General features: G+C 36.2%; 47 protein-coding genes. 8 read left to right on the top strand and 39 right to left on the bottom strand.

The annotated features are described in order from the left end of the window. Window positions 1-56: 56 nt before the first annotated feature. The 5 genes from proB to CQA43_RS02605 form a co-directional block, all read right to left on the bottom strand. Window positions 57-842 carry a glutamate 5-kinase gene (proB, locus tag CQA43_RS02585; RefSeq protein ID WP_115551059.1) on the bottom strand — a complete coding sequence of 262 codons (786 nt, stop codon included), beginning with the start codon at window positions 840-842 and terminating at the stop codon, window positions 57-59. Continuing rightward, on the bottom strand, window positions 829-1,929 hold the full coding sequence (obgE, locus tag CQA43_RS02590; protein ID WP_115551060.1) for a GTPase ObgE: 1,101 nt from the start codon (window positions 1,927-1,929) through the stop codon (window positions 829-831). The genes proB and obgE overlap by 14 nt, the downstream gene beginning before the upstream one ends. Before the next feature lie 145 nt (window positions 1,930-2,074). Beyond that, the gene (rpmA, locus tag CQA43_RS02595; protein WP_115551061.1) at window positions 2,075-2,332 is read right to left on the bottom strand and encodes a 50S ribosomal protein L27; all 258 of its coding nucleotides are present in this window, start codon (window positions 2,330-2,332) and stop codon (window positions 2,075-2,077) included. A gap of 18 nt (window positions 2,333-2,350) precedes the next feature. Continuing rightward, window positions 2,351-2,662, bottom strand: coding sequence for a 50S ribosomal protein L21 (rplU, locus tag CQA43_RS02600; RefSeq protein WP_115551062.1), 312 nt, complete (start codon window positions 2,660-2,662; stop codon window positions 2,351-2,353). Window positions 2,663-2,772: 110 nt separating this feature from the next. Further along, on the bottom strand, window positions 2,773-2,988 hold the full coding sequence (locus CQA43_RS02605) for a hypothetical protein (RefSeq protein WP_115551063.1): 216 nt from the start codon (window positions 2,986-2,988) through the stop codon (window positions 2,773-2,775). Window positions 2,989-3,174: 186 nt separating this feature from the next. Between CQA43_RS02605 and CQA43_RS02610 the strand changes: the two genes are divergently transcribed. Next, window positions 3,175-3,372, top strand: a complete 198-nt coding sequence (locus CQA43_RS02610; RefSeq protein WP_115551064.1) for a hypothetical protein — start codon at window positions 3,175-3,177, stop codon at window positions 3,370-3,372. A gap of 129 nt (window positions 3,373-3,501) precedes the next feature. Here CQA43_RS02610 and CQA43_RS09460 read toward each other — a convergent pair whose 3' ends face one another. Beyond that, window positions 3,502-3,660 (bottom strand): hypothetical protein, encoded by a 159-nt coding sequence (locus CQA43_RS09460; RefSeq protein ID WP_181881600.1) that lies wholly within the window; start codon window positions 3,658-3,660, stop codon window positions 3,502-3,504. A gap of 128 nt (window positions 3,661-3,788) precedes the next feature. Continuing rightward, window positions 3,789-4,163 (bottom strand): RidA family protein, encoded by a 375-nt coding sequence (locus CQA43_RS02615; protein WP_115551065.1) that lies wholly within the window; start codon window positions 4,161-4,163, stop codon window positions 3,789-3,791. Between the two features lie 71 nt (window positions 4,164-4,234). Between CQA43_RS02615 and CQA43_RS02620 the strand changes: the two genes are divergently transcribed. Genes CQA43_RS02620 through mog form a run of 5 tightly spaced genes read left to right on the top strand, consistent with a single transcriptional unit; the run spans window position 4,235 to window position 6,307 of the window. After that, entirely contained in the window at window positions 4,235-4,585 is a 351-nt protein-coding gene (locus tag CQA43_RS02620; protein ID WP_115551066.1) for a hypothetical protein, read from the top strand. Between the two features lie 13 nt (window positions 4,586-4,598). After that, window positions 4,599-4,820 (top strand): MoaD/ThiS family protein, encoded by a 222-nt coding sequence (locus CQA43_RS02625; protein WP_115551067.1) that lies wholly within the window; start codon window positions 4,599-4,601, stop codon window positions 4,818-4,820. Next, a complete protein-coding gene (locus CQA43_RS02630) occupies window positions 4,821-5,276 on the top strand; it encodes a molybdenum cofactor biosynthesis protein MoaE (protein WP_115551068.1) in 456 nt (151 codons plus the stop codon). A gap of 2 nt (window positions 5,277-5,278) precedes the next feature. Next, window positions 5,279-5,761, top strand: a complete 483-nt coding sequence (gene mobB / locus CQA43_RS02635) for a molybdopterin-guanine dinucleotide biosynthesis protein B (RefSeq protein WP_115551069.1) — start codon at window positions 5,279-5,281, stop codon at window positions 5,759-5,761. Beyond that, the gene (mog, locus tag CQA43_RS02640) at window positions 5,762-6,307 is read left to right on the top strand and encodes a molybdopterin adenylyltransferase (RefSeq protein ID WP_115551070.1); all 546 of its coding nucleotides are present in this window, start codon (window positions 5,762-5,764) and stop codon (window positions 6,305-6,307) included. Between the two features lie 226 nt (window positions 6,308-6,533). Here the strand turns inward: mog and CQA43_RS02645 are convergent, their stop codons facing one another. From CQA43_RS02645 to CQA43_RS02805, 32 genes are all read right to left on the bottom strand, one after another. Next, the gene (locus CQA43_RS02645) at window positions 6,534-7,058 is read right to left on the bottom strand and encodes a DUF6033 family protein (protein ID WP_115551071.1); all 525 of its coding nucleotides are present in this window, start codon (window positions 7,056-7,058) and stop codon (window positions 6,534-6,536) included. A gap of 169 nt (window positions 7,059-7,227) precedes the next feature. Beyond that, window positions 7,228-7,578, bottom strand: coding sequence for a 50S ribosomal protein L17 (gene rplQ, locus CQA43_RS02650; RefSeq protein WP_115551072.1), 351 nt, complete (start codon window positions 7,576-7,578; stop codon window positions 7,228-7,230). Window positions 7,579-7,591: 13 nt separating this feature from the next. Further along, window positions 7,592-8,581, bottom strand: coding sequence for a DNA-directed RNA polymerase subunit alpha (locus CQA43_RS02655; protein ID WP_115551073.1), 990 nt, complete (start codon window positions 8,579-8,581; stop codon window positions 7,592-7,594). Between the two features lie 19 nt (window positions 8,582-8,600). Next, on the bottom strand, window positions 8,601-9,227 hold the full coding sequence (gene rpsD / locus CQA43_RS02660) for a 30S ribosomal protein S4 (protein ID WP_115551074.1): 627 nt from the start codon (window positions 9,225-9,227) through the stop codon (window positions 8,601-8,603). A gap of 9 nt (window positions 9,228-9,236) precedes the next feature. Beyond that, window positions 9,237-9,629, bottom strand: coding sequence for a 30S ribosomal protein S11 (rpsK, locus tag CQA43_RS02665; RefSeq protein ID WP_115551075.1), 393 nt, complete (start codon window positions 9,627-9,629; stop codon window positions 9,237-9,239). 9 nt (window positions 9,630-9,638) lie between these two features. Next, window positions 9,639-10,007, bottom strand: coding sequence for a 30S ribosomal protein S13 (rpsM, locus tag CQA43_RS02670; RefSeq protein ID WP_115551076.1), 369 nt, complete (start codon window positions 10,005-10,007; stop codon window positions 9,639-9,641). A gap of 11 nt (window positions 10,008-10,018) precedes the next feature. Then, on the bottom strand, window positions 10,019-10,132 hold the full coding sequence (gene rpmJ, locus CQA43_RS02675; protein ID WP_005022299.1) for a 50S ribosomal protein L36: 114 nt from the start codon (window positions 10,130-10,132) through the stop codon (window positions 10,019-10,021). A gap of 252 nt (window positions 10,133-10,384) precedes the next feature. Further along, window positions 10,385-10,603 carry a translation initiation factor IF-1 gene (gene infA, locus CQA43_RS02680; protein ID WP_026943286.1) on the bottom strand — a complete coding sequence of 73 codons (219 nt, stop codon included), beginning with the start codon at window positions 10,601-10,603 and terminating at the stop codon, window positions 10,385-10,387. 21 nt (window positions 10,604-10,624) lie between these two features. Beyond that, window positions 10,625-11,383, bottom strand: a complete 759-nt coding sequence (map, locus tag CQA43_RS02685) for a type I methionyl aminopeptidase (RefSeq protein WP_115551077.1) — start codon at window positions 11,381-11,383, stop codon at window positions 10,625-10,627. Next, window positions 11,383-12,642: a preprotein translocase subunit SecY gene (gene secY, locus CQA43_RS02690; protein WP_115551078.1), complete on the bottom strand. Its 1,260-nt coding sequence runs from the start codon at window positions 12,640-12,642 to the stop codon at window positions 11,383-11,385. The genes map and secY overlap by 1 nt, the downstream gene beginning before the upstream one ends. After that, on the bottom strand, window positions 12,642-13,043 hold the full coding sequence (gene rplO / locus CQA43_RS02695) for a 50S ribosomal protein L15 (RefSeq protein ID WP_115551079.1): 402 nt from the start codon (window positions 13,041-13,043) through the stop codon (window positions 12,642-12,644). The genes secY and rplO overlap by 1 nt, the downstream gene beginning before the upstream one ends. 12 nt (window positions 13,044-13,055) lie before the next feature. Next, complete coding sequence (gene rpsE / locus CQA43_RS02700; protein ID WP_026943282.1) at window positions 13,056-13,496, bottom strand: 30S ribosomal protein S5; 441 nt, start codon at window positions 13,494-13,496, stop codon at window positions 13,056-13,058. Between the two features lie 8 nt (window positions 13,497-13,504). Next, window positions 13,505-13,861: a 50S ribosomal protein L18 gene (gene rplR, locus CQA43_RS02705; RefSeq protein ID WP_115551080.1), complete on the bottom strand. Its 357-nt coding sequence runs from the start codon at window positions 13,859-13,861 to the stop codon at window positions 13,505-13,507. 9 nt (window positions 13,862-13,870) lie between these two features. After that, entirely contained in the window at window positions 13,871-14,407 is a 537-nt protein-coding gene (gene rplF, locus CQA43_RS02710; RefSeq protein WP_115551081.1) for a 50S ribosomal protein L6, read from the bottom strand. A 9-nt stretch (window positions 14,408-14,416) separates the two neighbouring features. Then, window positions 14,417-14,812, bottom strand: a complete 396-nt coding sequence (gene rpsH, locus CQA43_RS02715; RefSeq protein ID WP_115551082.1) for a 30S ribosomal protein S8 — start codon at window positions 14,810-14,812, stop codon at window positions 14,417-14,419. Window positions 14,813-14,821: 9 nt separating this feature from the next. Next, window positions 14,822-15,007, bottom strand: coding sequence for a type Z 30S ribosomal protein S14 (locus tag CQA43_RS02720; protein WP_115551083.1), 186 nt, complete (start codon window positions 15,005-15,007; stop codon window positions 14,822-14,824). Next, entirely contained in the window at window positions 15,000-15,554 is a 555-nt protein-coding gene (rplE, locus tag CQA43_RS02725; protein WP_115551084.1) for a 50S ribosomal protein L5, read from the bottom strand. Before rplE ends, CQA43_RS02720 begins: the two co-directional genes overlap by 8 nt. A gap of 3 nt (window positions 15,555-15,557) precedes the next feature. Beyond that, on the bottom strand, window positions 15,558-15,794 hold the full coding sequence (gene rplX, locus CQA43_RS02730) for a 50S ribosomal protein L24 (RefSeq protein WP_115551085.1): 237 nt from the start codon (window positions 15,792-15,794) through the stop codon (window positions 15,558-15,560). Then, on the bottom strand, window positions 15,794-16,162 hold the full coding sequence (gene rplN / locus CQA43_RS02735) for a 50S ribosomal protein L14 (RefSeq protein WP_026943275.1): 369 nt from the start codon (window positions 16,160-16,162) through the stop codon (window positions 15,794-15,796). The genes rplX and rplN overlap by 1 nt, the downstream gene beginning before the upstream one ends. Further along, on the bottom strand, window positions 16,159-16,425 hold the full coding sequence (gene rpsQ, locus CQA43_RS02740; RefSeq protein ID WP_115551086.1) for a 30S ribosomal protein S17: 267 nt from the start codon (window positions 16,423-16,425) through the stop codon (window positions 16,159-16,161). Before rpsQ ends, rplN begins: the two co-directional genes overlap by 4 nt. Then, window positions 16,422-16,619 (bottom strand): 50S ribosomal protein L29, encoded by a 198-nt coding sequence (rpmC, locus tag CQA43_RS02745; protein WP_115551087.1) that lies wholly within the window; start codon window positions 16,617-16,619, stop codon window positions 16,422-16,424. Before rpmC ends, rpsQ begins: the two co-directional genes overlap by 4 nt. Next, window positions 16,606-17,031: a 50S ribosomal protein L16 gene (gene rplP, locus CQA43_RS02750; RefSeq protein ID WP_115551088.1), complete on the bottom strand. Its 426-nt coding sequence runs from the start codon at window positions 17,029-17,031 to the stop codon at window positions 16,606-16,608. Before rplP ends, rpmC begins: the two co-directional genes overlap by 14 nt. Before the next feature lie 3 nt (window positions 17,032-17,034). After that, a complete protein-coding gene (rpsC, locus tag CQA43_RS02755) occupies window positions 17,035-17,742 on the bottom strand; it encodes a 30S ribosomal protein S3 (RefSeq protein ID WP_115551089.1) in 708 nt (235 codons plus the stop codon). Further along, complete coding sequence (gene rplV, locus CQA43_RS02760; RefSeq protein WP_115551090.1) at window positions 17,742-18,071, bottom strand: 50S ribosomal protein L22; 330 nt, start codon at window positions 18,069-18,071, stop codon at window positions 17,742-17,744. Before rplV ends, rpsC begins: the two co-directional genes overlap by 1 nt. Window positions 18,072-18,082: 11 nt before the next feature. Next, a complete protein-coding gene (gene rpsS, locus CQA43_RS02765) occupies window positions 18,083-18,364 on the bottom strand; it encodes a 30S ribosomal protein S19 (RefSeq protein WP_115551091.1) in 282 nt (93 codons plus the stop codon). Between the two features lie 9 nt (window positions 18,365-18,373). After that, the gene (gene rplB / locus CQA43_RS02770) at window positions 18,374-19,201 is read right to left on the bottom strand and encodes a 50S ribosomal protein L2 (protein ID WP_115551092.1); all 828 of its coding nucleotides are present in this window, start codon (window positions 19,199-19,201) and stop codon (window positions 18,374-18,376) included. 10 nt (window positions 19,202-19,211) lie between these two features. Further along, window positions 19,212-19,493 (bottom strand): 50S ribosomal protein L23, encoded by a 282-nt coding sequence (locus CQA43_RS02775; protein ID WP_006801862.1) that lies wholly within the window; start codon window positions 19,491-19,493, stop codon window positions 19,212-19,214. Between the two features lies 1 nt (window position 19,494). Further along, the gene (gene rplD / locus CQA43_RS02780) at window positions 19,495-20,109 is read right to left on the bottom strand and encodes a 50S ribosomal protein L4 (protein WP_115551093.1); all 615 of its coding nucleotides are present in this window, start codon (window positions 20,107-20,109) and stop codon (window positions 19,495-19,497) included. After that, complete coding sequence (rplC, locus tag CQA43_RS02785; RefSeq protein WP_115551094.1) at window positions 20,106-20,684, bottom strand: 50S ribosomal protein L3; 579 nt, start codon at window positions 20,682-20,684, stop codon at window positions 20,106-20,108. Before rplC ends, rplD begins: the two co-directional genes overlap by 4 nt. 9 nt (window positions 20,685-20,693) lie before the next feature. Then, window positions 20,694-21,005 (bottom strand): 30S ribosomal protein S10, encoded by a 312-nt coding sequence (gene rpsJ / locus CQA43_RS02790; RefSeq protein ID WP_115551095.1) that lies wholly within the window; start codon window positions 21,003-21,005, stop codon window positions 20,694-20,696. A gap of 409 nt (window positions 21,006-21,414) precedes the next feature. Further along, entirely contained in the window at window positions 21,415-22,107 is a 693-nt protein-coding gene (nth, locus tag CQA43_RS02800) for an endonuclease III (RefSeq protein WP_115551096.1), read from the bottom strand. A 16-nt stretch (window positions 22,108-22,123) separates the two neighbouring features. Next, window positions 22,124-24,715 (bottom strand): YhdP family protein, encoded by a 2,592-nt coding sequence (locus tag CQA43_RS02805; RefSeq protein ID WP_115551097.1) that lies wholly within the window; start codon window positions 24,713-24,715, stop codon window positions 22,124-22,126. On the opposite strand from CQA43_RS02805, the gene mltG reads away from it, so the two are divergent. Beyond that, complete coding sequence (mltG, locus tag CQA43_RS02810) at window positions 24,648-25,598, top strand: endolytic transglycosylase MltG (protein WP_115551241.1); 951 nt, start codon at window positions 24,648-24,650, stop codon at window positions 25,596-25,598. The genes CQA43_RS02805 and mltG overlap by 68 nt on opposite strands. A 164-nt stretch (window positions 25,599-25,762) precedes the next feature. After that, window positions 25,763-26,704, top strand: coding sequence for a malate dehydrogenase (locus CQA43_RS02815; RefSeq protein WP_115551098.1), 942 nt, complete (start codon window positions 25,763-25,765; stop codon window positions 26,702-26,704). Window positions 26,705-26,719 lie beyond the last annotated feature (15 nt).

Genomic DNA, 26,719 nt, shown 5'->3' on the forward strand with positions numbered 1-26,719 from the left:
ATTTGCACAACACAAAAGTTTGCTCAATGCAAAAACTACTTTTGCAAATTAAGCTACTAAGATAACGAACGAGCAGTAAATAATGTGCCCTTGCTATGCTTAGAATGAAGCAAAAAATCTTTTAAAATATTCAAATCTTTGCCACTAGAGAGGAACATTTCGCGCCCATTTTCTAGCAAAAACTGCGCCGCTTTTAGTTTCGTTACGATTCCACCTGTGGCAAAGGCATTGTTGGGTGTCGCCTCTGCTTGCAATTCCGCTTGCGAAATTTCTGTTACGATTTTGCGTATTTTTGCGTTGGGATTCTCTTTGGGGTTTTCTTCGTAATATCCGTCAATATCGCTTAGAATCGCCAAAAGCGAAGCATCAAAAAAATGTGTAACATAAGCAGAGAGTTGGTCGTTATCACCAAAACCCAAAAACATCAACTCGCCTGTTGTGGTTACATCGTTTTCGTTAATAATTGGCAAAACCTTGTTTTTTAGCAACACCTCCATTGTGTTGCGCGCATTTTGAGTGCGTTTCCTAGAATCCAAATCATAACCCGAAAACAAAACTTGCGCACTCAAGATTCCATAAGGCTGCAAGGCTTTGGCATAAATTTGCATTAAAAGCGGTTGTCCAATCGCCGCTAAGGCTTGTTTGTTTGCCAAAATCTTTTTGTCCAATTCTAGCGCAGTGAAGCCCGAAGCTACCGCTCCTGAAGAGACTAAAATCACTTCATAAGTTGCACTCAACTCGCTAATTAATTGCGCTAATGCCTCTATGCGCACGAGATTCACCTTTTGATTCTCTACCAAAATCGCACTACCCACCTTAATCACAATTCTATTTTTGCGCATCAAAGTCCTTTAAACAAGAATATAAAAGGAATCGCAAGGATTCTAAATTTTCTCCACTGACACTTGAAACACCAAGCGCAAAAAAGGGCATACTCCAATCATAATCTTTGCCAAAATCTTGTTTGTCCTTTTGTGTAAAAAGACCGCTAGATTCTCTTTGTGTTAATTGGAATTGAAAGGCATTCAAGAATTTTGCGATTTCTTCTTGAACATTCTGCGATTCCGCATTTTGTTGCACATCAAGCTTAGAAAACATAATGCCAAAAGGGCGACGAGAGAGTTCTGTGCTAAAATGTTCTAACTCCGCCCTTAATGCCCCAAACTGCTCTTGCAATGTGCGATAATTTGCTAAATCTAGCACAAAAAGCAAGAATCGTGTGCGCTCAATGTGGCGCAAAAACTCTAATCCCAAGCCTTTTCCCTCACTTGCTCCCCCAATGATTCCGGGAATATCTGCAATCACAAAGGATTGATACTCTCCGACATTGACAATTCCAAGTTTTGGAATCAGCGTTGTAAATTCATAATTCGCAATTTCGGGCTTTGCGTTAGATAACACAGACACAAGTGTGGATTTTCCGACATTTGGAAAACCTACAAGTCCGACATCGGCAATCAATTTCAATTCCAAGCGGATTTGCTTTGCAATGCCTACAAGCCCCTTTTGCGCGTAAGTTGGGCGTTGATTTGTGGCACTTTTAAAATGCACATTGCCTAAGCCACCTTTGCCACCCTCCAAAAATAGAATCTTTTGGGATTCCTCTACCAAATCTAGCAAAAGCTCTCCGCTTTGACTATCAAAAACTTGCGTTCCGGGCGGGACAATAATCACTAAATCCTCACCCTTTTTGCCATATTTATTGCGTCCTTCTCCGGGCTTTCCATTTTGAGCCTTGAAAGTCTTATGTCCTCTAAAATGCGAAAGCGTATCAGTATTTCTATCCACTTGAAAATACACATTCCCGCCCTTGCCGCCATCGCCCCCGTCAGGTCCTCCATTTAGCACATATTTTTCTCTGCGAAACGAAACAGCACCCTCGCCACCTTTGCCGGAAGACACAAAGATTTCAACGCTATCAACAAACATCAAATAACCTTAAAAGTTTAGCTCTAGGATTCCACTACGAATTATGATTTGAATACCAAAATTAAAGATTAATATTAAAATCAAAACCCAAAAAACTATTTAATAAATTAGGCGGAATCCCGAGCGGAATCCCGCTAAAGAAGCTTTAAGAAGCTGGGATAATAGAGACTTTTTTGCGCTCTCTATCTTTTCTTTCAAAAGAAACAATCCCATCAATTAATGCAAAAATTGTATGGTCTTTGCCCATTCCCACATTATTTCCGGGATGCACTTTTGTGCCTCTTTGACGGATAATAATATTGCCCGCACGAACAAACTGCCCACCAAACTTTTTAACACCTAAGCGGCGTCCCGCAGAATCGCGGTTATTCTGGGTGCTACCCTGACCTTTCTTGTGTGCCATTTCAACTCCTTAACAATCTTAAGCCGCGATTTTTACCACGCGCACACGCGTAAAATCTCGTCTAAAGCCTCGTTTTGTTTTGCTATCTTTTCTGCGTCTTTTCTTAAAAGTGATGACCTTTTTACCTCTGCCCTCATTGATGACTTCTAGCTCCACTTTCGCGCCGCTTACATAAGGCGCACCAAGCTTAATGTCTCCGCCATCGCAGATTGCTAAAACTTCGCTCACTTCAACTTTTGACTTTGGCTCAAGGTTTAAACAATCTAGCAAAATAACATCGCCTTCTTGCACCTTGTATTGTTTGCCTCCATTCGCAATAATTGCATACATTATACAATTCCTTAAAATTTGAAGTTCTTTTTATTAAAGCTAATAAAAGTCGGGATTCTATCTAAAATTTCATTAAGATTACTTGAAAGAGATAAAGGGATTCTATCTTTCTATCTTTCGTTTATTTGCGGGAGGGTGCGGGGGTCAATGGATTTAATGAGTGATTGTATCTCTTCATTATACATCTCTTGCGTGTAGATTCGCTCTCGCATTTTAAATCTTGCTTCAATAATATTAAAAAGCTCGGGCTTGGTGTATTTCCACCGCTGCAAAGTGCGCGTGGTAATGCGTAGGATTCTAGCCTTATCTTGTTGTGTGTATTTCATTAAGATTCCTTAATCTACATTTAATGCTTGATTTACTGCTATTCTTTGTATTTCTAGGGCGAATTAAATAAAGCTTTCTCTTGATTTCAAATTACGATAATATTTCGTATATAAATTAATAATTTAAGAAAATATGCCGTAATATTGCGATTGTAAATTTTAAATTTCGCCCAATAAGGAGCAGTAATGAAATATTGGATATGTGTATGCAAGAAATATGATGAGGATTGGCAGGAGGAATATAATGCAGAGTGGGAATGGTGGAAAAATGGCGAGGATGGCGATAGAGTACTATGCTATCAAACTTCAGCGCATAGATTCACGGCAGAACTTGAGGTAAGCGAGAAATTTGAGGCAAATAGCAAAAATGAAGCTTGCATTTAAGCGCAAAACTAGAGTGCCTTTAGATAACATTAACACAAGATAAGCATTATCAGCGGATTTTTGATTTTAACGCCGATAAATATTCGCCTTTTACTGCGAATAAAAGCAATTTATTCTATGGGACATTTTTCACCACGACAAAAGAACAATTTGAATATATTTGCTCATTAGCACAATGCAATGAATAATTTTTTCTCTACCATTGCAAAATTTGCTTAGTAGAGATTCTAAAATGAAATCCACCGCGTCATTGCGAGCAAGTTTAAAAACTTGCGTGGCAATCCACAATCTAAACCAAAAGTAAATAAACAATGGAATCGTAAAACCATTAGCAAGATTTTAGATTATGGATTGCTTTATCGTTACACTCCTCGCAATGATAGAAATGGGCGCAAGGATGCGGTGGATTTCCTTATTTATCCCGTTAGTGCAATACACTCAATCTCTACCAAAGCACCTTTGGGCAATGCTTTCACTGCTACCGTGCTTCTAGCGGGTTTATGCTCCCCGAAAAATTCCGCATAGATTGCATTCACAAGCACAAAATCGTCCATATTGTTTAAAAAAATCGTAGTCTTTACAACATTTTGCAAACTACTTCCACCTGCTTTTAAAACCTCACTAAGATTACTAAGCACTTGCCTCGTCTGCGCCTCAATCCCCTCAACCAATGCTCCCTGCGGAGTCAATCCGATTTGTCCTGAAGTATAAATAATTCCTTGCGCCTTGATTGCTTGAGAATAAGGACCAATGGCTTGGGGCGCATTTTGTGTCGCAACCACTTCTAACATTGAAAATCTCCTTTACTTTATTGTTTAAATGTTATAAAATTATAGCTAAATTTAAATTTTAAGGAAAATCTATGAAATCAATTTTGAGATTCCTACTCGCTACTTTTTGTATTAGCACACTTGCAAATGCGGACAATTTCGTGCAAGCCACTAGCCCCGCTACTGAACCAAAAGTCATCGTTAAAGTCCCCCCACTCACACCTTTTGATGAAACCTTGCAAAGAGAAATGCAAAAATACCCTCAAGATTCTATGTTTTTTGTAGATGGCAAAACAGGCAAGATTCTTTCTGTCAATAAAACTCCAAGTGTAAAATCTAGCGGAGCAAATCCGGGCAAATTTTATCCAAGAGATGAAGTAAAACCAAAACCTAATGAAATAGCTCCCTACAAGATACAAGAAGAACGTATAGATTTATTATAAAACAAGGCAATGAATGATAGAAGTTGAATTTTTAGGACCTCTTGGCAATAAGACTTTCAAGAGCCAAGCAAAAGACTTTCACGCATTAAAACAAGAATTACAAGCGATTCCAGACTTAAAAGATTGGCTAAAAGATTGCGCCATTGCCTTAAATAACGAAATCGTTACCTCATTGGACACCCCGATTAAAAAGGGCGATAAAATCGTGTTATTGCCTCCCGTTTGTGGTGGATAAATGCAAACCCAAATTGATGGATTAGAAATTTTTGAAGGCGCATTGGACACTGCGGCAATTTATAAAGATTGGATTACTCTAAGCGCACAAGCCAATTTGGGAGCTAATGCAATTTTTACCGGAATCGTGCGCGCAGAAAATAGCTACGAGGGCTTAAGTTTTGATATTTATCTTCCACTGCTAGAACAATGGTTCTTGGGCTGGGTGAAAAAAGCCCTTGAAAGCGAAGTTTTGCTTAGAATGGCGCATTCTAAAGGCGATGTTTTAAACCACCAAAGTTCCTATATGGCTGGGATTTTTAGCCCACAAAGACGCGCAACGTTAGAGATTTTTGGAGATTTCATTGAGGATTTCAAACATCGTGCTCCTATTTGGAAATATGATTTGAAAAATGGACAAAGAATCTACGCAAAAGAGCGCAGTCATAGACTACCCCATAGCGGAATCCTAAGCTAAAAATGAAAATAGTCGCATTTACAGGAAATTCCAATAGCGGCAAAACAACCCTTATTGAGAAGTTATCCCTGCACCTAAAGACGCAAAATAAACGCGTAGGAATCATCAAACACGACCCAAAGGATAAGGCAATGTTTGATGTTGAGGGCAAGGATTCTGCACGTTTTTACCAAACGGGTGCTGATGTCGCAATTTTAGGGGCAACGCAAAGTACCTTGCGATTCCACAAAGCCTTAAGCATAAAATCCCTTGTGGGACAATTTGTAGATTATGATTATCTTTTTGTAGAGGGCTTAAAAACATTGCCCTTTCCTAGAATCTGTGTTGCTAGAGATTCCTTTGATACGCGATTCCTGCCTTATATTCAAGCCATTGCGACAGATTCTAGTATTCCTAACCTAGAATCCTACGCCCTACCCCTTTTAAATCTGAATAATACCTTAGAAATTTTAGAATGGATTGATATAAACATAAAGGAATCTTAAATGATAGAGACAACAAAACAAAAAGCAAAAATCGGTATTTTAACCCTATCCGATAGAGCAAGTGCGGGAATCTATGAGGATATATCAGGCAAAGCAATTAAGGAAACTTTGGAGCAATACTTAATCACGCCATTTGAATGTGTTTATCGTGTGATTGGGGACGATTTGGAGGAGATTAAGCATAATCTAATAGAACTAGCCGATAGGGAATTTTGTGATTTGATTATAACAACAGGTGGGACAGGACCAGCACCACGTGATGTAACACCGGAAGCCACAGAGGCAGTTTGCCAAAAAATACTTCCGGGATTCGGTGAGTTAATGCGCCAAGTAAGTTTAAAATATGTCCCAACCGCTATTCTTTCGCGTCAAAGCGCAGGTGTGCGGGGTAAAAGCCTAATCGTCAATCTGCCCGGCAAACCAAAATCTATCCGCGAATGCCTAGACGCAGTTTTTCCTGCGATTCCCTATTGTCTTGATTTAATCGGTGCAAGTTACCTTGAAACAGATGAAAAGATTATCAAAGCATTCCGCCCAAAGGCATAACATAAAAATGACTTTCTGCTGTCCTTACGAGCGAACCAATCTATAATATTGCATAAATAAAACTTTACAATGAAATCTTACAAAGTGAGATTTTAACTATGGATTGCTTTTGGCATTACCTCGTAAAGACGAGTAACAAATGTTTTTAATTTGCGAGAGATTATAGATTGCGACACTTACATTTGAATAATATAGCAAGTGTAATGCAATTCCATATTTTAAAATTTTAAGCTTTCATATTTAGTGTGAAATTTACTGAAAAATCCTCTTGCCTCCCCTCTCTTTCCTCTCGTTCTTTACGAATTTTTTCTAGCTCTTCTAACATTTTTTCTATGTAGCTTTTCTCGCTAGATTCACTCTTAGAGCGACTAACAGCCCAACCGCTTACGCTCCCATCGGCATTAATCACAAATCCACTTGTTTCAATTTCGCCACCAAATAAGTCTTTTTTAATAGGATTCTTGGCAAGCTCATTTATATCATAAATCAATGCTTCATATTTCTCACGCACTTTGGGGTCATCTGCCATTTCTTTTAAAATATTTGGGGCAATACTAAGATTATTCAAGCCTTTTTGCTCATTGGAGTTAAAATTAAGGTTTGAATATTTAACTACAAGCTCACCTAAAAGTGCATTGGAAGTAGAATCACTAGAATCCTTTTGCACTCCTTGTATATCGCCAAACTTTTGGCTTTTCACATAGTCATACGCCGCTTGTGAAACATAAATATCGCCAATTTGCACTGCCATTACTTACTCCTTAAATAGAATTGTATAGACTATATCGGCATTTGAGGACAAAAATAAAGAGAAAAAATTAAGTTTCCGCACTATTGTGCAAGTATTGTTGTGAGATAACATATTAGCATTTTGTGCTTAGGGGAGGATTTATCCCAAAAGCACCAATGCACAATCTAAGCTATACAAGTTCTACGATTGCCATAGGAGCAGCGTCGCCTACTCTCATTCTTGTTTTGATAATTCTTGTATAACCACCATTTTTGTTAGAATATTTTGGTGCAATCTCTTTGACTAATTTTTTCACAGAATCTTTATGTTGCAAATGAGAGAAAACCAAACGATGTGCCATAGAATCATCTTTTTTTGCTTTTGTAATTAGTTTTTCAAAATAGCTTTGCAATTCTTTTGCCTTTGGCAATGTAGTTTCAATCTTTTCGCTAGCAATTAAAGCAATTGAAAGATTTTTTAGTAAAGCTTTTCTATGAGAACTTGTTCTTCCTAGCTTTCTATATCCGTGTCCGTGTCTCATTTCTTATCCTTTTTTAGTTAGAAAATTTTTTCTTAAGTAGCGCAACCAAATCTTCTGGAATTTCTTTACCCACAGGATAACCTAGTTCATCTAGCTTTGTGGTGATTTCATCTAAAGATTTTTTACCTAAGTTTTTAATGTTTTTAATTTGGTCTTCATTCAAAAGCACGAGCTCTCCTAGATATTTAATGCCTGACCTGTCTAAGCAGTTAAAGCAACGCGCACTAAAATTCAAACTATCAATAGTTTGCAACAATGTTTTAATTTCTGGATGATCTTCATCTCCATTATTGATTTCTGGCACTTCAATGTTAAGTTCTGTATTGAAAATAGCCATTTGTTTGTGCATTACACTTAAAGCATTTTTGAAAGCTGTCAGCGGTTCTACCTGACCATCGGTTTGAATATCAAAAATAACTTTTTCATAATTTGGATCATCTTCTACAAGTATATTTTCAGTATTGTAGGTAACATTCGTAACGGGTGTAAAATAAGAGTCAAGCGGCATAAAACCTTCTGGCACTTGATTGCGAATCTCTTCACTTGGCACATAACCAATTCCCCTACAAATTACAATAGAAAAATTCAACACTGCATCTTCGTTAATGGTTGCCAAATGAATATTTGGAGTAACAACTTCCACTAATTCGTTAGCCAAATCTGCACCTGTAATAACCTTTGGACCTATAAATTTATAATCCACGCTGATACTTTCGTTTTCATCTTTACTCTTAAAACGAACTGTCTTAAGATTCACAATGAAATGCGATACATCTTCTACCATACCACGCACGGAATCAAATTCGTGCGCCACACCAGCAATTCGCAACGCAATAGGAGCGAAACCAACAGAACTTCCAAGCAATAATCTACGCAAAGGATGAGCCAAAGTAATAGCATACCCTGATTCAAAAGGATAGGCAATAATTTGAACTCTATTGACGCTAATTTCTTTTACTTCAATTTTTGTTGGAACATGTGGAGAAGTTTTAATATTTTTCATACTAACACCTTCCTACAAATTATTTAGAATACAACTCAACAATGAGCCTTTCTTCAATTGGAATTACTACCTCTTCTCTTTCTGGTAAGCGTGTAAAGATTCCAAATACTTTATCTTGATCCACATCTACCCAAGGAACGATTCCTGTTTGCTTTGTTAGCTCAATCGCTCTTTGAATTTGTGGATTTTTTTTGCTTTTTTCACAAATTTCTATCTTTTGTCCTACTCCTACAAGAGAGGAAGGAATGTCTATTTTCTTGCCATTTACAAGAATATGTCCATGCACAACAAGTTGCCTTGCAAAACGTCTCGTTGTAGCAAAACCCATTCTATAAACAACATTATCCAATCTTCTTTCAATTAGTTTGACGAGATTCTCTCCCGTATTACCTTCTAAACGATTCGCCTCAACAAAAATTGAACGAAATTGTTTTTCAGAGATTCCATACATCATTCTTGCTTTCTGTTTCTCACGAAGCTGAATCCCATATTCTGAAATTTTTCCTCTTCTTTGCCCGTGTTGTCCCGGACCATAAGGACGTTTATCTAATGCACTTTTCCCTGCTAATCTACGCTCGCCCTTTAGTGCAAGATTAACACCAAATCTTCTTTCAATTTTTTCAACAGGACCTCTGTATCTAGCCATTATCTCTCCTTACACTCTTCTTCGTTTTGGCGCACGACAACCATTGTGTGGCAATGGTGTAACATCTTTAAACCATAAAACTTTAATGCCTTCAATGCTTCCTAAACTTTTTACTGCAGTTTCTCTACCGCTACCTGGACCTTGAATTTTTACTCCCAATTCCTTGATTCCATGTTCTTTTGCTTTGGAAACTGCATCCTCTACTGCTTGTTGTGCAGCATAAGGAGTTGATTTTTTACTTCCTTTAAAACCTAATGCACCTGCTGTGCTCCAGCAAATAACATTTCCCATTTCATCTGTGATGGTTACGCTTGTATTGTTAAAAGCAGCCGAAATATGAATGATTCCTTTTGCAATATTTTTCTTAACAATTCTTTTTTTATTTACATTTCTTTTAGCCATTATTTACTCCTATTTTGATGCACTACCAACAGTTTTTTTCTTGCCTTTACGTGTTCTTGCATTGTTTTTTGTTGTTTGACCGCGAACAGGCAGACCTTTACGATGTCTAAGACCACGATAGTTTCCTAAATCCATAAGAGCTTTAATGTCCATTGTAACTTTTTTGCGCAAATCACCCTCTACGATATGATGAGATTGTATTTCTTTAGCAATAGAAGAAACTTCATCTTCACCAAGGTCTTGAACCCTTTTGTCATAAGAGATATTTACAGCATTTAAAATATCTCTTGATGTCTTTAAACCAATACCATAAATATAGGTTAAAGCATATTCAATTCTCTTTTTTTTGGGTAAATCAACACCAGCAATTCTCGCCATTATATTTCCTTTTATCCTTGTCTTTGTTTATGTTTTGGATTCTCGCAAATCACTCGAATCACGCCTTTTCTCTTAATAACCTTGCATTTGTCGCACATTTTTTTGACAGAAGGTCTCACTTTCATAGCTTGCTCCTAACTTCAAAGGCAAATGCCTTATTATAATACTTTAGCGTCCCATTTAGAAAATATCTAAACTATGCCTTTGGAATGTTTTAAAAAAAATTTATCACTTCCCATTTCTCAATAGGCATTGAGTTTATAGTCCTCAAAGGCTTATCCAACACCACCCAAACGACTATGTTGCAATTTAACACTTTAGATTCAAGTTTAATTTTTGCAATAAAGAGCGGATTATATTTAAATTCTCATTAAAAACTACTTATATCTAAAAGTAATTCTTCCTTTATCTAAGCTATAAGGAGTTAATTCTAGCTTCACTTTATCGCCTTGTAGAATCTTAATATAATGCATTCGCATACGTCCAGCAATATGACATAAAATAATATGTCCATTTTCAAGCTCCACACGAAAGGTTGCATTTGGCAAAGCTTCCTTTACAATTCCATCTACTTCAATTACATCATCTTTTGCCACTTATTTTCCTTTTGACCTCTTTTATTCCAAAGATAAAATTTCAGCTTTATTCCTAATAATTGCCACCGTATGTTCATAATGGCTCCCCCTTAATCCATCTACCGAAACTACACTCCAATCATCTTCCAAAATGAAAGGCTCGCTTTCCTTTTGACAAATCATCGGCTCAATACAAAAAACCATTCCTTCTTTGATTTTATCACCTTGCTTAGCTTTTTTTCCTTCCAAATAATTAGGAATCTCCGGCTCTTCATGAGGCTTTCTACCGATTCCATGCCCACAAAAACCATGCAAAGGAACATAACCATAATCCAAAATAAATTGCTCTATCAGAGCACTTAATTCTTTAAAATGCATACCTACTTTAATTTGACTAATAGCAAAATATAAGGCGTCCCTAGAACAAGCAATTAACCGCTCGTCGCTTTGAGAAATATTGCCTACACCGCAAGTAATTGCCGCATCACCATACCAACCATTGAGCTGTGTGCCAATATCAAGCCCTACAATATCTCCCTCTTGTAATTTATAATCATTTGGGATTCCGTGTATAATAACTTCATTAACAGAAATACAAATGGAACCGGGAAATCCATAAAGCCCTTTAAAAGATGGGGTTGCTCCGCAGGAGAGAATCATTTCTTCTCCCATTTGGTCTAATTCTTTTAAAGTAATACCGGGCTTGATTTGACTTTTGAGATGATTTAGAGTTTTACCTACAATTCTATTTGCAGCCCTTAAAGCTTCAATTTCAGGTGGTTTTCTAATTGCAATTGACATTATAATCCCACTGCACTAAGTGTTTTATACTTATTCATATAAATTTGAGCTTCAATTTTGCGCATTGTATCCACTGCAACTTGAACAACAATCAAAACAGCTGTTCCTCCAAAATAAAATGGAACTCCGGAAGCCTTTACTAAAACCCACGGCAAAGTTGCAATAATTGCTAGATATAAAGCACCCCAAAAGGTTAATTTATTTGCAACTTCCGTCAAGAAATTCGCTGTGCCCTCGCCCGGTCTAATGCCAGGTATAAATCCACCTTGACGTTTAAGATTCTCTGAAATATCTTTAGCATTAAATACAATAGAAGCATAAAAATACGCAAAAAATACTACCAAAAAGAACATCAGCACATTATACAAATAACCATTAGGATTCAAAAAATCAGCAATTTGCATTACGATGCTATTAGAAGAACTTTGCAGAATTGTGCTAGGAAACATTAAAAGAGCCGACGCGAAAATGGGTGGAATCACTCCACTTAAATTCATCTTAATAGGAATGTAATTCATAATGCGTTTGTCTTGATTTTGCATAACTACCTTACGAGAATAAGAAATAGGAATCCTACGCTCTCCTAATTCTATAAAAATAATGCTAGCAACAGTTACCACGATAACCACAGCAATAAACAACAACACAAGCCAACTAATTTGATTTGTATTCACCAAGTTAAATGTCCCTGCGATTGCACTTGGGATTCCAGACACAATTCCCCCAAAGATAATTAAGCTGATTCCATTGCCAATGCCTCTTTGTGTAATTTGTTCTCCAATCCACATCAACAGCATTGTTCCACAGAGCATAGAAAAAGCAGAAATAGCAATAAAAACATTCATATCAATCATAATTGCGCCATTTGCTCCTGTGCCTAAACTTTTTAATCCAATAGAAACACCAATGGCTTGAATCAATGTAATCGCAACGGTGGTATAACGTATAATTTGCATATATTTTTGCATTCCATCACGTTCTTTTTTCATTTTGCCAAGATTTGGAAATGTCGCAGCAAGGAGTTCCATAATAATAGAAGCCGTAATATAAGGCATAATTCCAAGAGAAATAATACTAAGTCTCTCTACTGCATTACCACTAAACATATTAAATAACCCCAAAGCATTGGAGGCATTGTTGTCAAAAAAAGCTTTAATCACCGTCGTATCAACGCCCGGAACAGGAACATAAGCCAATACACGATAGGCTAAAAGAAAGCCTAAAGTAATAAGAATCTTATTGACGATTGTCTTGTTCATTATTTTTGTCCGCTCGTTGTGATTCTTTCATCTTTAATTTTTGATGTAAGATTCTTAGCATTTACACCAATTAATTTGATTTTTGTGGTATAAGACGGAAACTTATGAATCGCTCTAATGGTTTCAAAAGTGATTTCTTCTAGTTTCATAATTGCTTTAATGAATTCTACATTAATCACATAAGGTTTAACTGCACGACTTGTAAAACCAACTTTTGGAAGTCGTCTTTGCAAAGGCTGTTGCCCACCCTCAAAACCTCTTTTTTGTTTGGAGCCTGTTCTTGCAGTTTGACCTTTACCACCTCTTGTAGAGGTTTTGCCCATACCACTTCCTTGTCCTCGTCCTATTCTTTTAATTTTTTTAACACTACCTTTTGCAGGTGCTAGATTTTCTAATGCCATACTCTCTCCTCTTTACGCTTTAACCTTGGAAAGGGCTTCAATGGTGGCACGCACAACATTGTAAGGATTATTTGAACCTAATGATTTTGTCAAGATATCCTTAATCCCTGCCTTTTCTAATACCGGACGAACTGAACCACCAGCAATAACACCCGTTCCCTCACTTGCTGGTTTTAGCAAAACAACGCTAGAATTATATTTCTCTTGCACATCGTGCGCAATCGTTGTGCCTTTAATATTTACTTTGATGATATTTTTAAAGGCATCATCAATAGCTTTTTTAATTGCATCAGGAACTTCTTTTGCTTTGCCAAGCCCAAATCCTACTAATCCAGCCTTATTTCCTACGACTACTAAAGCATTAAAGCGGAATCTACGACCTCCTTTAACAACTTTTGTTACGCGTCCAATATTTACAACATATTCTTCAAACTCTTCTCTATTGATTTCCATATTATCCCCTACAAATTAATTCCATTCTCACGGAGAGAATCGGCAAAACTTGCAACAACACCATGATACAAATAGCCATTTCTGTCAAAAAGCACTTCTGTAATATTTGCTTTCTTAAGACTATCTGCTAATGTAACAGCAATTTTTTTAACATCTTCTTTATTGTTTTTTAAACCCATTTTTTTACCATCTACACTGACTAAAGTTACGCCTTTTGTATCGTCAATGGCTTGAGCATAAAAATATCTATTGGAGCGAAAAATGCTTAATCTAGGAGTTGTAGCACTTCCAAAAACTTTGGCACGGATTCTTAATTTCCTTTTAAATCTTAAACTTCTTTTTTTGTTAATAATTTTATTTGTCATTATTTATCCTTACTTTTTAGAAGTTTTACCCGCTTTGCGAATAATACGCTCATCAGTATATTTTACACCTTTACCCTTATAAGGCTCTGGTGGTCTAAACTCTCTAATTTCAGCCGCAATCTGCCCAATTTGTTGCTTATCTGCACCTTTAATGGTTACAAGATTTTTATCAACAGAAATTTCAATACCCTCTGGAATATCATAGTTAATAGGGTGAGAAAATCCGAGTGCAAGCTCTAAAACTTTGCCTTTTACCGCTGCCTTATAACCCACACCATTAATCTCTAATTGTTTTGTAAAACCTTCAGTCAAACCTACTACGATATTATTTGCTAAAGCCCTATATGTTCCCCAATAAGCTTTTGCTTGTGCATTTTCACCATTTAATGCGAAAGTTAATTCACCATCTTTTAATGCAATACCTACGCGCCCATAAGTCTCTAGCTCTTTTGTAAGTTTGCCACCCTTAAAAACTATTTTGCTCCCTTCTACGCTCACTTGAATGCTATTTGGAATGCTAATAGGTTTTTTCCCAACTCTTGACATTAAATACTCCTACCAAATACTGCAGAGGGCTTCACCACCCACATTTGCCCTATAAGCATCATCGTTGGCAATCACGCCTTTGCTTGTGCTTACAACAATTGTTCCATAACCATTTTTAAAACGTTTGAGTTCATTTCTACCCTTATAAACGCGTCTTCCCGGTTTCGAGATTCTTGTAATTTCATTAATTACAGTGTGTCCTTTTTCGTCATACTTCAAAACAACATTAATAGAATGTTTTTTGTCTTTCTCTATAACTTTAAAGCCCTCAATAAAACCTTTTGCTTGAAAAACCTCAAGAATAGAAACTATTATTTTCGCATAATATAAGTTTGTAGTATCCAAGCGTCTCATACTTGCATTTCTAATTCTCGTCAAAGAATCCGCAATAATATCATTTACCATATCTTCTCCTTACCAGCTTGCTTTTCTAAGTCCGGGTATTAGACCTTCATTTCCCATTTTACGGAGACAGACACGACAAATACCAAAATCCCTATAAACAGAATGTGGTCTTCCACAAATAGAACATCTTGTATATGCTCTAACTTTGAATTTAGGTGCTCTTGCTGCTTTTGCAATCATAGATTTTTTAGCCATTATTTCTTCCTTTTGCAAAAGGTAAGCCAAAAAGCTCAAGCAACTTAAACGCATCTTTATCATTTGCGGCTGAAGTTACAAAAGTAATATTCATACCATGACTTACCATAATATCATCATAAACGACTTCTGGAAAAATAAGTTGTTCATTCACGCCAAAGCTATAATTTCCTCTCCCATCAAATCCATTGCGAGGAACTCCTCTAAAGTCTTTTACTCTTGGAAGTGCAATCACGATAAGCTTCTCAAGGAAGTTATACATTTGATTTCCTCTCAAAGTAACTTTGACTCCCATAGGCATTCCCTCACGCATTTTAAACCCTGCAACAGACTTCTTAGCAATCGTAATCACTGCTTTTTGTCCTGCAATTAATGAAATGGTGTCGGCAATATTTTGCATAATCTTGGTATCTTTTGCATGCATACCTGCACCCACACTAATTACAATTTTTTCTAATTTTGGCAAAAGCATAGGATTCTTAATCCCCAATTCCTCTGCCAACTTTGGTTTAATTTCATTTTTGTAGGCAGTTTTTAAAGCAAACATAAATTAGTCCTCCGCTTTCTTGACATTTGAAATGTGAATTGGCATTTCTTTATTGATAAAACCGCCTTTAGGATTCTTATCCGTTGGCTTTACAGCTTTTTTTGCAATCTTACAACCCTCTACAATTACTTGTGAAGTTTTAGGCAATACCTGTAAAACTTTTGCTTTCTTTCCTTTGTCCTCTTTATCACCAGTAATTATTTCTACTAAATCACCTTTCTTAATTTTAAATTTTGCCATTACAATACCTCCGGTGCTAATGATACGATTTTCATAAAATTAGCATAACGAATTTCTCTTCCAACAGGTCCGAAAATACGCGTTCCAATAGGGTCTCTTTTGCTATCCAATATCACTGCGGCATTATCATCAAAACGAATTAAAGCACCATCTTCACGATGCAATTCTTTTTTTGTTCTAACAACAACCGCTTTTACAACCTGACCCTTTTTAACTTTTCCGCTTGGAAGTGCTTTTTTTACAGAAGCAACAATCACATCACCCACCGTTGCATAACGTCTTTTGCTTCCACCCAAAACTTTAATACACATAACTTCTTTCGCGCCACTATTATCTGCAACATTTAAACGTGTAAAACTTTGAATCATAATTCAACTCCTACAGATACAACTTTATGAAGCGAGAAAGCCTTTCTTTTGGAAATTGGTTTGCATTCAATTGCTTCAATCACATCCCCGACTTTTACGCTATTGTTTTCATCATGTACGATATAGCGTTTGAATCTTTTAACAATTTTTCTATATTTTGGATGTGTAACGCGCCTTTCTACTAAAATCGTTACACTCTTATCGCCAGTTTTTGTAACAACCTTTCCAGCAATAATCCTTTTATGCGGTTGCACATTACTCATACTTGTGCCCTCCTTTTAGCATTCAGAGCTGTTTTGATTCTTGCAATATCCTTTTTTGCAACTCTTATTTCACTTGAATTTGTAAGCTGCATTGTTCTTAACTTCAAATTTAGCTCAAATAAAAATGTCTCTTTCTCTTTCAAAAGAGCATTTAGCTCTTCAATTGTTTTTGTGTTAATCTCAGTATATTTCATTTTCACCCTCTCTTGTTACAATTTTTGTTTTAAAAGGGAGTTTGCTTTGGGCTAGAGCCAATGCACTTCTTGCAAGAGATTCATCTACACTACCCATTTCATAAATAATTCTACCCGGTTTAATATTCATTACCCATTTATCTACCGCACCTTTACCTTTACCCATTCTTGTTTCAAGAGGTTTAGCAGTCAAAGGTTTATCAGGGAAAACACGAATCCAAACCATTCCTGTTCTCTTTGTTGCACGTGTCATAGCAATACGAGCCGCTTCAATTTGGCGTGAATCAATTCTTCCATGTTCTAAAGCTTTAATTCCAAATTCACCAAATGCTAAGGAGGTTCCGCGAAATGCCTTTCCGCGATTGCGTCCTTTCATTTGCTTTCTATATTTTGTTCTTTTTGGCATTAACATAGTTTATTGCCCCCTTCTTTTTCTTGTCGGACGATTGGATTTTTCTTCGCCCTCTTCACTTTGTTTGTCTGCTTGGATTCCTTTTTGCAATACCTCACCTTTGAAAATCCAAACTTTTACACCTATATTCCCATAAGTTGTCAAGGCTTCTGCAAAACCATAATCAATTTTTGCCCTCAAAGTATGAAGTGGGATTCTACCTTCCATATACCATTCCGTTCTTGCCATTTCAGCTCCAGCTAAACGACCAGAAACACGAACCTTGACTCCTCTTGCGCCAGATTTCATTGCACCTTGCATTACTTTTTTCATCGCTCTTCTAAAAGCAACGCGTCTTTCAAGTTGTGTAGCAACACTTTCTGCGGATAGTTGTGCATTACTTTGTGGTTTTTTTACTTCCTTAATATTAATAAAAACATCTTTATTAACAATCTTTTTTAGAGATTCTTTGAGTTTTTCAACATCTGCGCCCTTTTTTCCAATAATAATACCCGGACGAGCAGCGATTACCGTTACGCGAACTTTTTTTGCGGTGCGCTCCACCAAAATATCACTCACGCCAGCATAATAAAGCTCTTTTTTCAAGAATTTTCTAATTTTATGGTCTTCGGCTATATTTTGTGGTGCGCTAGCAAATGAAGGAAACCATCTTGATTCCCAATTTCTATTAATACCAAGTCTTAGACCAATCGGATTAACTTTTTGACCCATTACTTATCCTTACTTTTTTGTGCTACTTCTACAAAAATATGTGAAGTCGGTTTTCTAACTGGAGTTGCTCTACCTCTTGCTCTTGGTGTAAAACGTCTAAGCACAGGACCAGCATCTACTCTACAAGAAGAGACAATTACATTTTCAGCCTCATAGCCACCATTTGCAACTGCCGATGCGATTACTTTAGAAATCACTCTTGCCGCTTTATTTGGCATAAATTCCAATGAAGCAATCGCTAATTCAGCATTCATTCCTTGAACTTCCCTTGCAATCAATCTTGCTTTCGTAGGAGATAAACGAATATATCTTAATAATGCTTTACTCATTTGAATCTCCCTTATTTGCCAATTTTCTTTTGGACACTGCCTTTGTGTCCTTTAAAAGTTCTTGTGGGAGCAAATTCGCCCAACTTATAACCAACATGGTTTTCTGTTACATAAACAGGAACGAAAGCTCTACCATTATGCACATTAAAAGTAAAGCCAATCATATCAGGCACAATAGTGCTTCTGCGCGACCATGTTTTAATTGGTTTATTATCTTTTGCCTCTTTTGCTTTGAGCACTTTTTTCATTAAATGCTCATCAACAAAAGGACCTTTTTTTATTGATCTAGCCATTTACTTTCCTTATTTTTTTCTTCTTGAGATAATCAACTTATCACTTGCTTTCTTTCTACGTGTCTTATAGCCTTTAGCCGGCATACCCCATGGAGAAACTGGATGTCCGCTAGAACCTGTTTTGCCCTCACCACCACCATGTGGGTGATCTACTGGGTTCATCGCTGCACCTCTTGATTGCGGACGGATACCTAAATGACGATTGCGTCCCGCTTTACCAATAGAGATATTTGCAAAATCTTCATTTCCAACGGTTCCAATTGTTGCCATACATTCACCTAAAATATAACGCATTTCACCACTTGGCATTCTTAGAATAGAGTATTTACCCTCTCTACCCATTAATTGCGCACTAGCTCCTGCACTTCTTGCAAGTTGTCCTCCCCGTCCAGGATACATTTCAATATTATGAACCACCGTTCCAATTGGAATATTTTTAATCTTCATTGCATAACCAAGACGAATATCTAATCCACCCTCTGCAGAGATAATCGTATCTCCCAATTTTAAACCGCTAGGTTGAATGATATATCGTTTTTCGCCATCCTTGTAGTTAATTAATGCAATTCTACAATTTCTATAAGGATCGTATTCAATCGCGCTGACTTTGCCCTCAATATTGTGCTTATTACGCTTAAAGTCAATAATGCGATAGAGTTTTTTTGCTCCGCCCTCTTTATGGCGACTTGTGATTCTACCATTATTGTTGCGTCCTGCATGCACAGGAAGTTTAACCAATAACTTTCTTACACTAGCTTTTGCAGTAATATTTTCTGAACTAAGATTGCTCATAAATCTTCTACTCGGAGTGTATGGTTTGTAAGTTTTAATTGCCATTTTTTACTCCTTAAACTGCCAAAGATTCAATTTTTGCGCCTTCTGGAAGCTTCACATAAAACTTCTTGAAGTCGTTTCTTTTGCCAATAACACCACGGAATCTCTTAACTTTCCCTTCTTGTCTCAAAGAATTAATTGACAAAGGCGTTACACCAAAATATTCTTTAAACACTTCTTTTAATTGTGTTTTACTCAATTTTGGAGAAGTTTGCACTACAAGAACACTTTGCTCTTGAAGTTTCAAAGACTTCTCGGTATACATAATGGATTTAATATCTGTAATACTTGCCATCTTAACCCTCTTTAGTGATAGATTCAAAAAGCGATTTTTCAATCACTACAGACCTAAATGTCGCAACGAGATAAGCATTTAATTCGGCACCATCAATCAAATAACAATCTTTAATATTTCTAAATGCCAAAAATGTTTTTTCATCAAAAATGTGCGAAATAAAAAGGGTATTGCGTTGATTCAATGCTTTAAACAAAGCACAAGCATCTTTTGTCTTCCCACTTTCTATTTGAATCTTATCTACAATAAATAAACTATTTGCATTTGCTTTTTCTAATAAAGCATATTGCAATGCAAGTCTTTTTTGTTTTTTATTTACTTTCAAATTGTAGTTTCTGTTATTGCTTGGTCCGTGTGCAACACCACCACCTACAAAAACAGGAGAGGTAATGCTTCCCGCTCTTGCTCTACCGCCACCTTTCTGACTCCACGGCTTTTTACCACCACCACTTACTCTACTGCGTGTCTTTGCCATTGCATTATTTGCACGCAACGACGCCAAAAATGATTTAATGTAAAGATAAAGATTATGCGCATTGATGTCTTTATAGGATTCTGGTAATTGTTCTTCACCAGCTTTTTTCAAGTTTTTATCTAAAATAATTGCTTTACTCATTTCACAACCTTTAACTTACCAAATGCACCTTTGAATCCCGGAACTGAACCTCTCAAAACAAGTACATTATGTTCTTTGTCAAAAGAAATAATTTCGTTTTGCACTGTTACTTTTTCATCGCCATAATGTCCTGCCATTTTTTTACCCGGCTGAACACGTCCTGGCCACTCACGATTCCCGATTGAACCTGGAGCTCTATGGAATCTACTACCATGCGCTCCTGGACCACCTTGGAAATTCCATCTTTTCATTACGCCACTAAAACCGCGTCCTTTTGTATTAAAAGAGACTTTTACTCTTTTTGCACTCTCTAAAATAGATAAATCTAAATCACCTGCTTCCGTATTACTTACTTGAAGTGTTGCAAATTTATTATATTCTTTATCAAGATTATATTTTTTTTGCTGACCTGCGATAGCTTTATTTACACTTTTGCCTTGTTGATAAGCAACAAGTGCCTTACCACTTTCTAAGATTTCACAAATCTTTGCAGATTTTACTTTTAGTAAGGTTACAGGAATACTTGGCTTGGCAACGGTTCTGCTCATTCCAATTTTTTCTACTAAAAATTCCATTTATACCCCTTATTTTCCCATTGAACGGACTTCTACATCCACTTCTGGTGCCATATCCAATTTTGTCAGACTATCCACCGTTTCTGGAGTTGCTGAAACAATATCAATGATTCTTGTATGCACTCTGATTTCAAATTGCTCTCTTGAATCTTTATTGATATGAGGAGATTTCAAGACAGTATAACGTCTTTTTTTAGTTGGAAGCGGAATAGGACCGCGAATCTCTGCACCTGTCCTCTTAACGGCTTCTACGATTGAGATAACCGATCTGTCAAGAACGCGATGATCGTACGCTTTTAACTTAAGTCTAATTTTTTCCATATTATTTTTCCTTCAAAGAACTCATCTAACATTAAATTGCCGATGTATATTTTGGAAGCCGAGATTATACTAAACATTCCTATTTTTAGCAATATTTTTTAATAATATTTTTTAATATTTTTATAATTTATTTCCTTTATAAAAGGAAATAAATAAAATTTAGCGACTTCAAAAATCAACTATAATTTTCTGTATCATTGTTTATTCTCTGCTATAATTTAGTAAATAAGAAGTTTGCTATGAAAAAACTAGGGTTGATTTGGCGGTGTAGGTGTAGAATCCACGATTCCTTAATTACAAAGGCATTGTTTATGGTGTGCAAAAACGCGTGGGAAAATCCTTTTTTCCAAATCCCACAATCAATGATTTAAATCTTGCAAAAGCGAATCCTTTTCTCACTCTATCTTAATCAACAACGATAAGTTGTTTTGCTTTTGCATAAATGACTTAAAAAACACTCCGTGCATTGAGGACTCACTGCCTTGCAAATATATCTCCCAAAAAGCACCATTGCTTGATGAAGCGTTGCAAGATTGTCTTTATAAGCCTTTGTCAAATCCTCCTCTGTGGCAAGAGGCGTGCTTGCACTACTTAAACCTAAGCGATGAGAGACGCGAAACACATGTGTATCTACGGCGATGAAATTCGCCTCTTTGGATTCTATTAATACAACATTGGCTGTTTTTTGCCCTACTCCAGGTAGAGACTTTAACGCTTCGCGCTCTAGTGGAATCTCTCCACCAAATCGCTCACAAACTTCCTTTGCCATTGCTTTGAGATTCTCTGCTTTGTTATTAAAGAAACTGCAAGTTTTGATACATTCCTTAATAGAATCCAAATCAGCACCGCTCAATGCCTTTGGTGTAGGATATTTTTCAAAAAGAGCTGGAGTGATGAGATTCACACGCTTGTCGGTGCATTGAGCCGAAAGCATAACCGCAATCAATAGTTCAAAATCATTCCGATAATTCAACTCCGTTTTTGCATCTTTGTAATGCTCCAAAAACAAAGCTTTAATGCGGGCAACTTCTGCTTTCGTAACTTTTTTAACTTTGACTTCCTTAGTGGTTTTGGAATCTTTTTTGGATTTTGATTCTAGCATTTGTTTTTCCTTATATTTAATTAAAGATTTCAAAGGGCGAAGTAATCACACGTTTTAAAATATTAAAAGGCGAGAGCAAAAAATCCTGCACTGCTTGCGTATGCACCTGTGGATTTTCTAATGTGCCATCAATCTTAAAAGCTGTGGAAATCGCCCCATTCTCTCCTAATACAATATAATTAACAAGCGGAATCTTACTGATGATTCCACCAAAAGACTTCGCGGTAATCAACTCTGCATTGAAATCAATGACTTGTGATTCTATCTGCACAATTCCGCGACCTTTAATATCAATAGAAGAGCCTTTCAAATCAAGTGCTTCAATGGCTAAAAACTCATCATTTAAACCAAATTCTACCACTCCCTCATTGACATAATAGCCCTTATGATTGAATCCCGGAGACTTCAAAGTCAATAAAGAGGGAATCGTATCAATAAATGCCATCACATTTTGCAAGACATTCAATTCATTCAAGGAAGTATTTAAAAGAGTAATCTTCCCTATTAACGCTCCCTTTTCATTTGTGTTTGCATTCACAAAAAACCGCCCCTTATGCACACCCTTCTTTTGTAGAATCGCATTGATAAATTCATCGCCAAACTCTTTTGCATCTAAAGTCAAGAAATCACCGCGTTTATAAAGATTGGCTTGTCCATTTTTATGCTTCAATCCCACATTAATTTCTCCATTGACAAGCGCAATCTCAAAAGAATCCGCCAAAATATTACGATTCTTTACCCATAGATTAGAATCTTGTCCTTTAATTAAGATTGGAATATTGTCGCTAGAGCTATTATTAGAAAATTGTTCCAAATCTAAACCTAAGCTAAGATTTTTTAAGTTGATTCTTTTTGCCTCTGCATTATTTTGTAAAACGAAAGAACCATCTTTGGATTGTAGAGTAAAACCCAAAGGAGTATAATCAAAAGTCAAATCCATTGTTTGAAGCGGTGCATTGTCTTGTTTATTGCGCAAAATTTCTTGCTCTGTTTGCACAGAAATGTCTGCAAAATATTTTTCAAAATCTTGCGTACGAACCTGCAACATTCCCTCTGTAATTTTGTATTCCTGCAAGATTTTAGAAAAAGGTAGAATCCCACTTAATCTATTCAAATGAAACACATAGTTTTGTCCAAAAATTGCTTCAAAATTAAAAGTTGGTAACGCAAAAACAATCTTTTGTTTTTGCGCAAAATTTACATTAAAGGGCAAAGATTGATTTGTAATCTGCAAAACTTCGGGGGATTCTTTAGAAAGTAAAAGTGAGGTGATAAGCAAATCCCCACTAATCGTTTTTGCCTGCGTATCAATCACAAAATTAGAATCACTTTTAAGCAAATCTTGATAACTCGTGTTTTTAGATTCCACTTTAATAAGATGATTATCAAGTTGAAGATTCAAACTATCAGAAATCAAAGGAGTTTTTTGAAGCAATACTTCAATATCTTTTGATTTAAAAATTCCTTTAGCAGTCAAATCCAATGTATCCAAATTTAATCCAATATACAAGTCTGAAGCAATCTTTGCATTTGGAGCACTAAGCGGCAAAGTAATCTCGTACGCCTCTAGCAACTTTAAAATTGCAGAATCTAATGCCGTATTAGTTTTAATATGCACTTGCAACAATGGATTATCACTTACGATGTCTTTTAAAATAACTTGACTACCATTTGCGCTATGGTGTTGGTAGGTTGGATTCAGGGGATAAAATTCCAAAGCATTGTTTTGAAAAACGAGCTTCACAGAATCCGCGTGAGCTGGGGGAAGTTTGGGGTGAAAGATGACTTCTACATTTTGTGCTTCACCCAACACATACAAGGAAGCAAGGGAATCTTGCAAGATTGTTTTACTTCTTAATGGAATCGTAATGCCAAATTCATTAATTCTAGCCGATTCCACACTATAATTATCAAAAATCCATTCCTCTACCAATTTATTCTCAAACTTCGGTAGCAAAGTGCGCAAAAATTTAATATCCACAAAAGTATCACTAGAACCTTTAATTGTAAGATTCCTAAGATTGCTTTGCACTTGTAAATCTAAACGCATATAAGGATAATAATGCTTACGATGGACAAAACTTAGCTTACCCTCCATTTGCACATTTTGACGACGCAAGTCATAAACTCCGCTACCTTGATAATAGATTCCATAAGATTTCATATACAAATCTTGAATACGAATCAAAACCTTAGACGCATTTTCTTGCAAGTTGATTTTGGCATAAACTTCTGGGAGATTTAAGGTAAAATTGTCTCCGTCATAATAAAGATTGGCTTGATAATCTTGAAAACCAATTTGTTGAATGTTTATTTTTTGGAAATATTGCAAAATAAAATGAAAATTTTTGGCATAAAGAATCTGTGTTTTAATGTCCAAAGATTCCGAAGAGTGTGTAGTTTTTATTTTATTGAGATTTAAAGATTCTATTTCTAAAATCAATTTTTTATCTAATCTTAGATAAAATCCCTTAATTTGTGTGCCGGCTAGTCCAAATCGCTCAATTTTAATTCCATTATACAAAAAGGTATAAAGAACAATGAATATTCCAACAAAAAAGACGAGTAACAAGACAATCTTTAACGTTTTGGTAGATGGTTTTTTCATTTTGCTCATTATTTTATGTTTTTATTTACAAATCCCAATGAATTCAAGCCAAGTAGTTTATATTCCAAAGGGTGGGACAAGCGAAATTATAACATACTTAAAGAAAAATAACTTTGATTTATTAAACATTGATAAACAAATTATAAGATTTTTTGGTTATCCACAAAGTGGTTGGCTCAATATTGGGCGCACACGCTTGAGTAAAGGGGATTTTCTCTATGCACTCGCAAACGCAAAAGCCGCATTAGAAGAAATTACCTTGATTCCTGGTGAAACTTTATATTTTTTTATCAAAAACATAAGTCAAAAATTAAATTTAAATGAAGAATCTTTGCATTTAGCTTATACAAACTATGCCCCTATGATTGAGGGTATTATTTTGGCAAATACTTACAAAGTTCCCAAAGGAATCAGTGAAACGCATCTAATGTATTATTTGGTGAATACTTCTTTAAAAGAACATAAGAAATGGGCAATCAAATTTTTAGGACAATACGACCAAAATCAATGGTTTAGATATATCATCATTGCTTCTATTATCCAAAAAGAATCTGCAAATGAGGAAGAAATGCCTCTAGTCTCTGCTGTGATTCGGAATCGTTTAGACAAAAAAATGCGATTGCAAATGGACGGCACTTTGAACTATGGTAAATATTCTCATACTAAAATTACTCCTGAAATGATACGAAATGATACAACTAGTTACAATACTTATCGTTATGATGGAATCCCTAAAGCACCTATTGGAAGTGTAAGTTTTAAAGCAATTCAAGCAGCAATTTTTCCTGCCAATGTTGATTATCTCTACTTCGTAAGAAATAAAAATGGCGTGCATTCTTTTACAAAAAACTATGATGAGCATTTAAAGAATTTTTCAAAATAAGAAAAAGCACAGATAAAAAGTCAAAATATAAGATTAATTTAAGAAAAAATACTTGAAAATACTTTTAGACAAGTTGAGCAAAAAGTTAAATAAAATTTTGCTTTTTAGGTAATAATTTTTAAAGAATCTAAAATTCAGAAAATAATTGTTTAAGGATACAGATTATGGAAAGAGTTAAAAAAGTCGGAATTATCGGGGCGGGCAATGTAGGCTCTACTCTAGCTTACATTCTCTCTGCTACAACACCTTATGAAATTGTTTTGCAAGACAAAGACAAAGACCGTGCAAGAGGAATGCTACTTGATATGTTTCAAGCTTCTTGTGTAGGCACGAAATTCACCAAACTTGGCGTCATCGCATCGCCTAAAGATTTAAAAGGCTGTGATGTGATTGTGATTGCCGCTGGTTCGCCACGCCTACCCGGAATGAGTCGCAACGACTTGCTTTTTGCTAACGCCAAAGTCATTAGTGAAATTTCCCAAAATATCAAAGAAAATTCACCCGAAGCCATTGTGGTTTTGATTACCAACCCGCTAGATGCGATGGTTTATACTGCTTTAAAGGAAACAGGATTCAATCCCAAGCAAATTATGGGAATGGCTGGTGTGCTAGATAGCGCAAGAATGGTAAGTTTTATTTACGAAAAATTACAATGCGCACCGGGTCAGATTATGGCACCTGTTATGGGCGGACACGGAGATGAAATGGTGCCACTTCCTCGTTTTTCTATGGTAAATGGTGTGCCGCTTACTGAATTATTAAGCCAAAATGAAATAGAAGAAATTGTGCGACGCACAAGAAATGCGGGAGCAGAGATTGTGAATTGCCTCAAGAAAGGTTCAGCTTATTTTGCCCCTGCAAGAGCAGCAGCAGAAATGGTTAGGGCAATTATGAGTGATAGCCATAAGATCCTGCCTTGTTCTGTATTGTTGCAGGGTGAATATGGTTATAATGATGTTGTGGGTGGTGTTCCGGTAGAACTTGGAATCCACGGAATTGAACGCATTGTAGAATTGCAATTAAATACAGAGGAAAAAACACAATTTGAACGTTCTATTAATTCAGTGAAAAGCTTGATTGAGGCTTTAAAAAATGAATACTTCTAAATCTATTTCAAGGAG

Source organism: Helicobacter ganmani (assembly GCF_003364315.1).
GTDB lineage: Bacteria > Campylobacterota > Campylobacteria > Campylobacterales > Helicobacteraceae > Helicobacter_D > Helicobacter_D ganmani.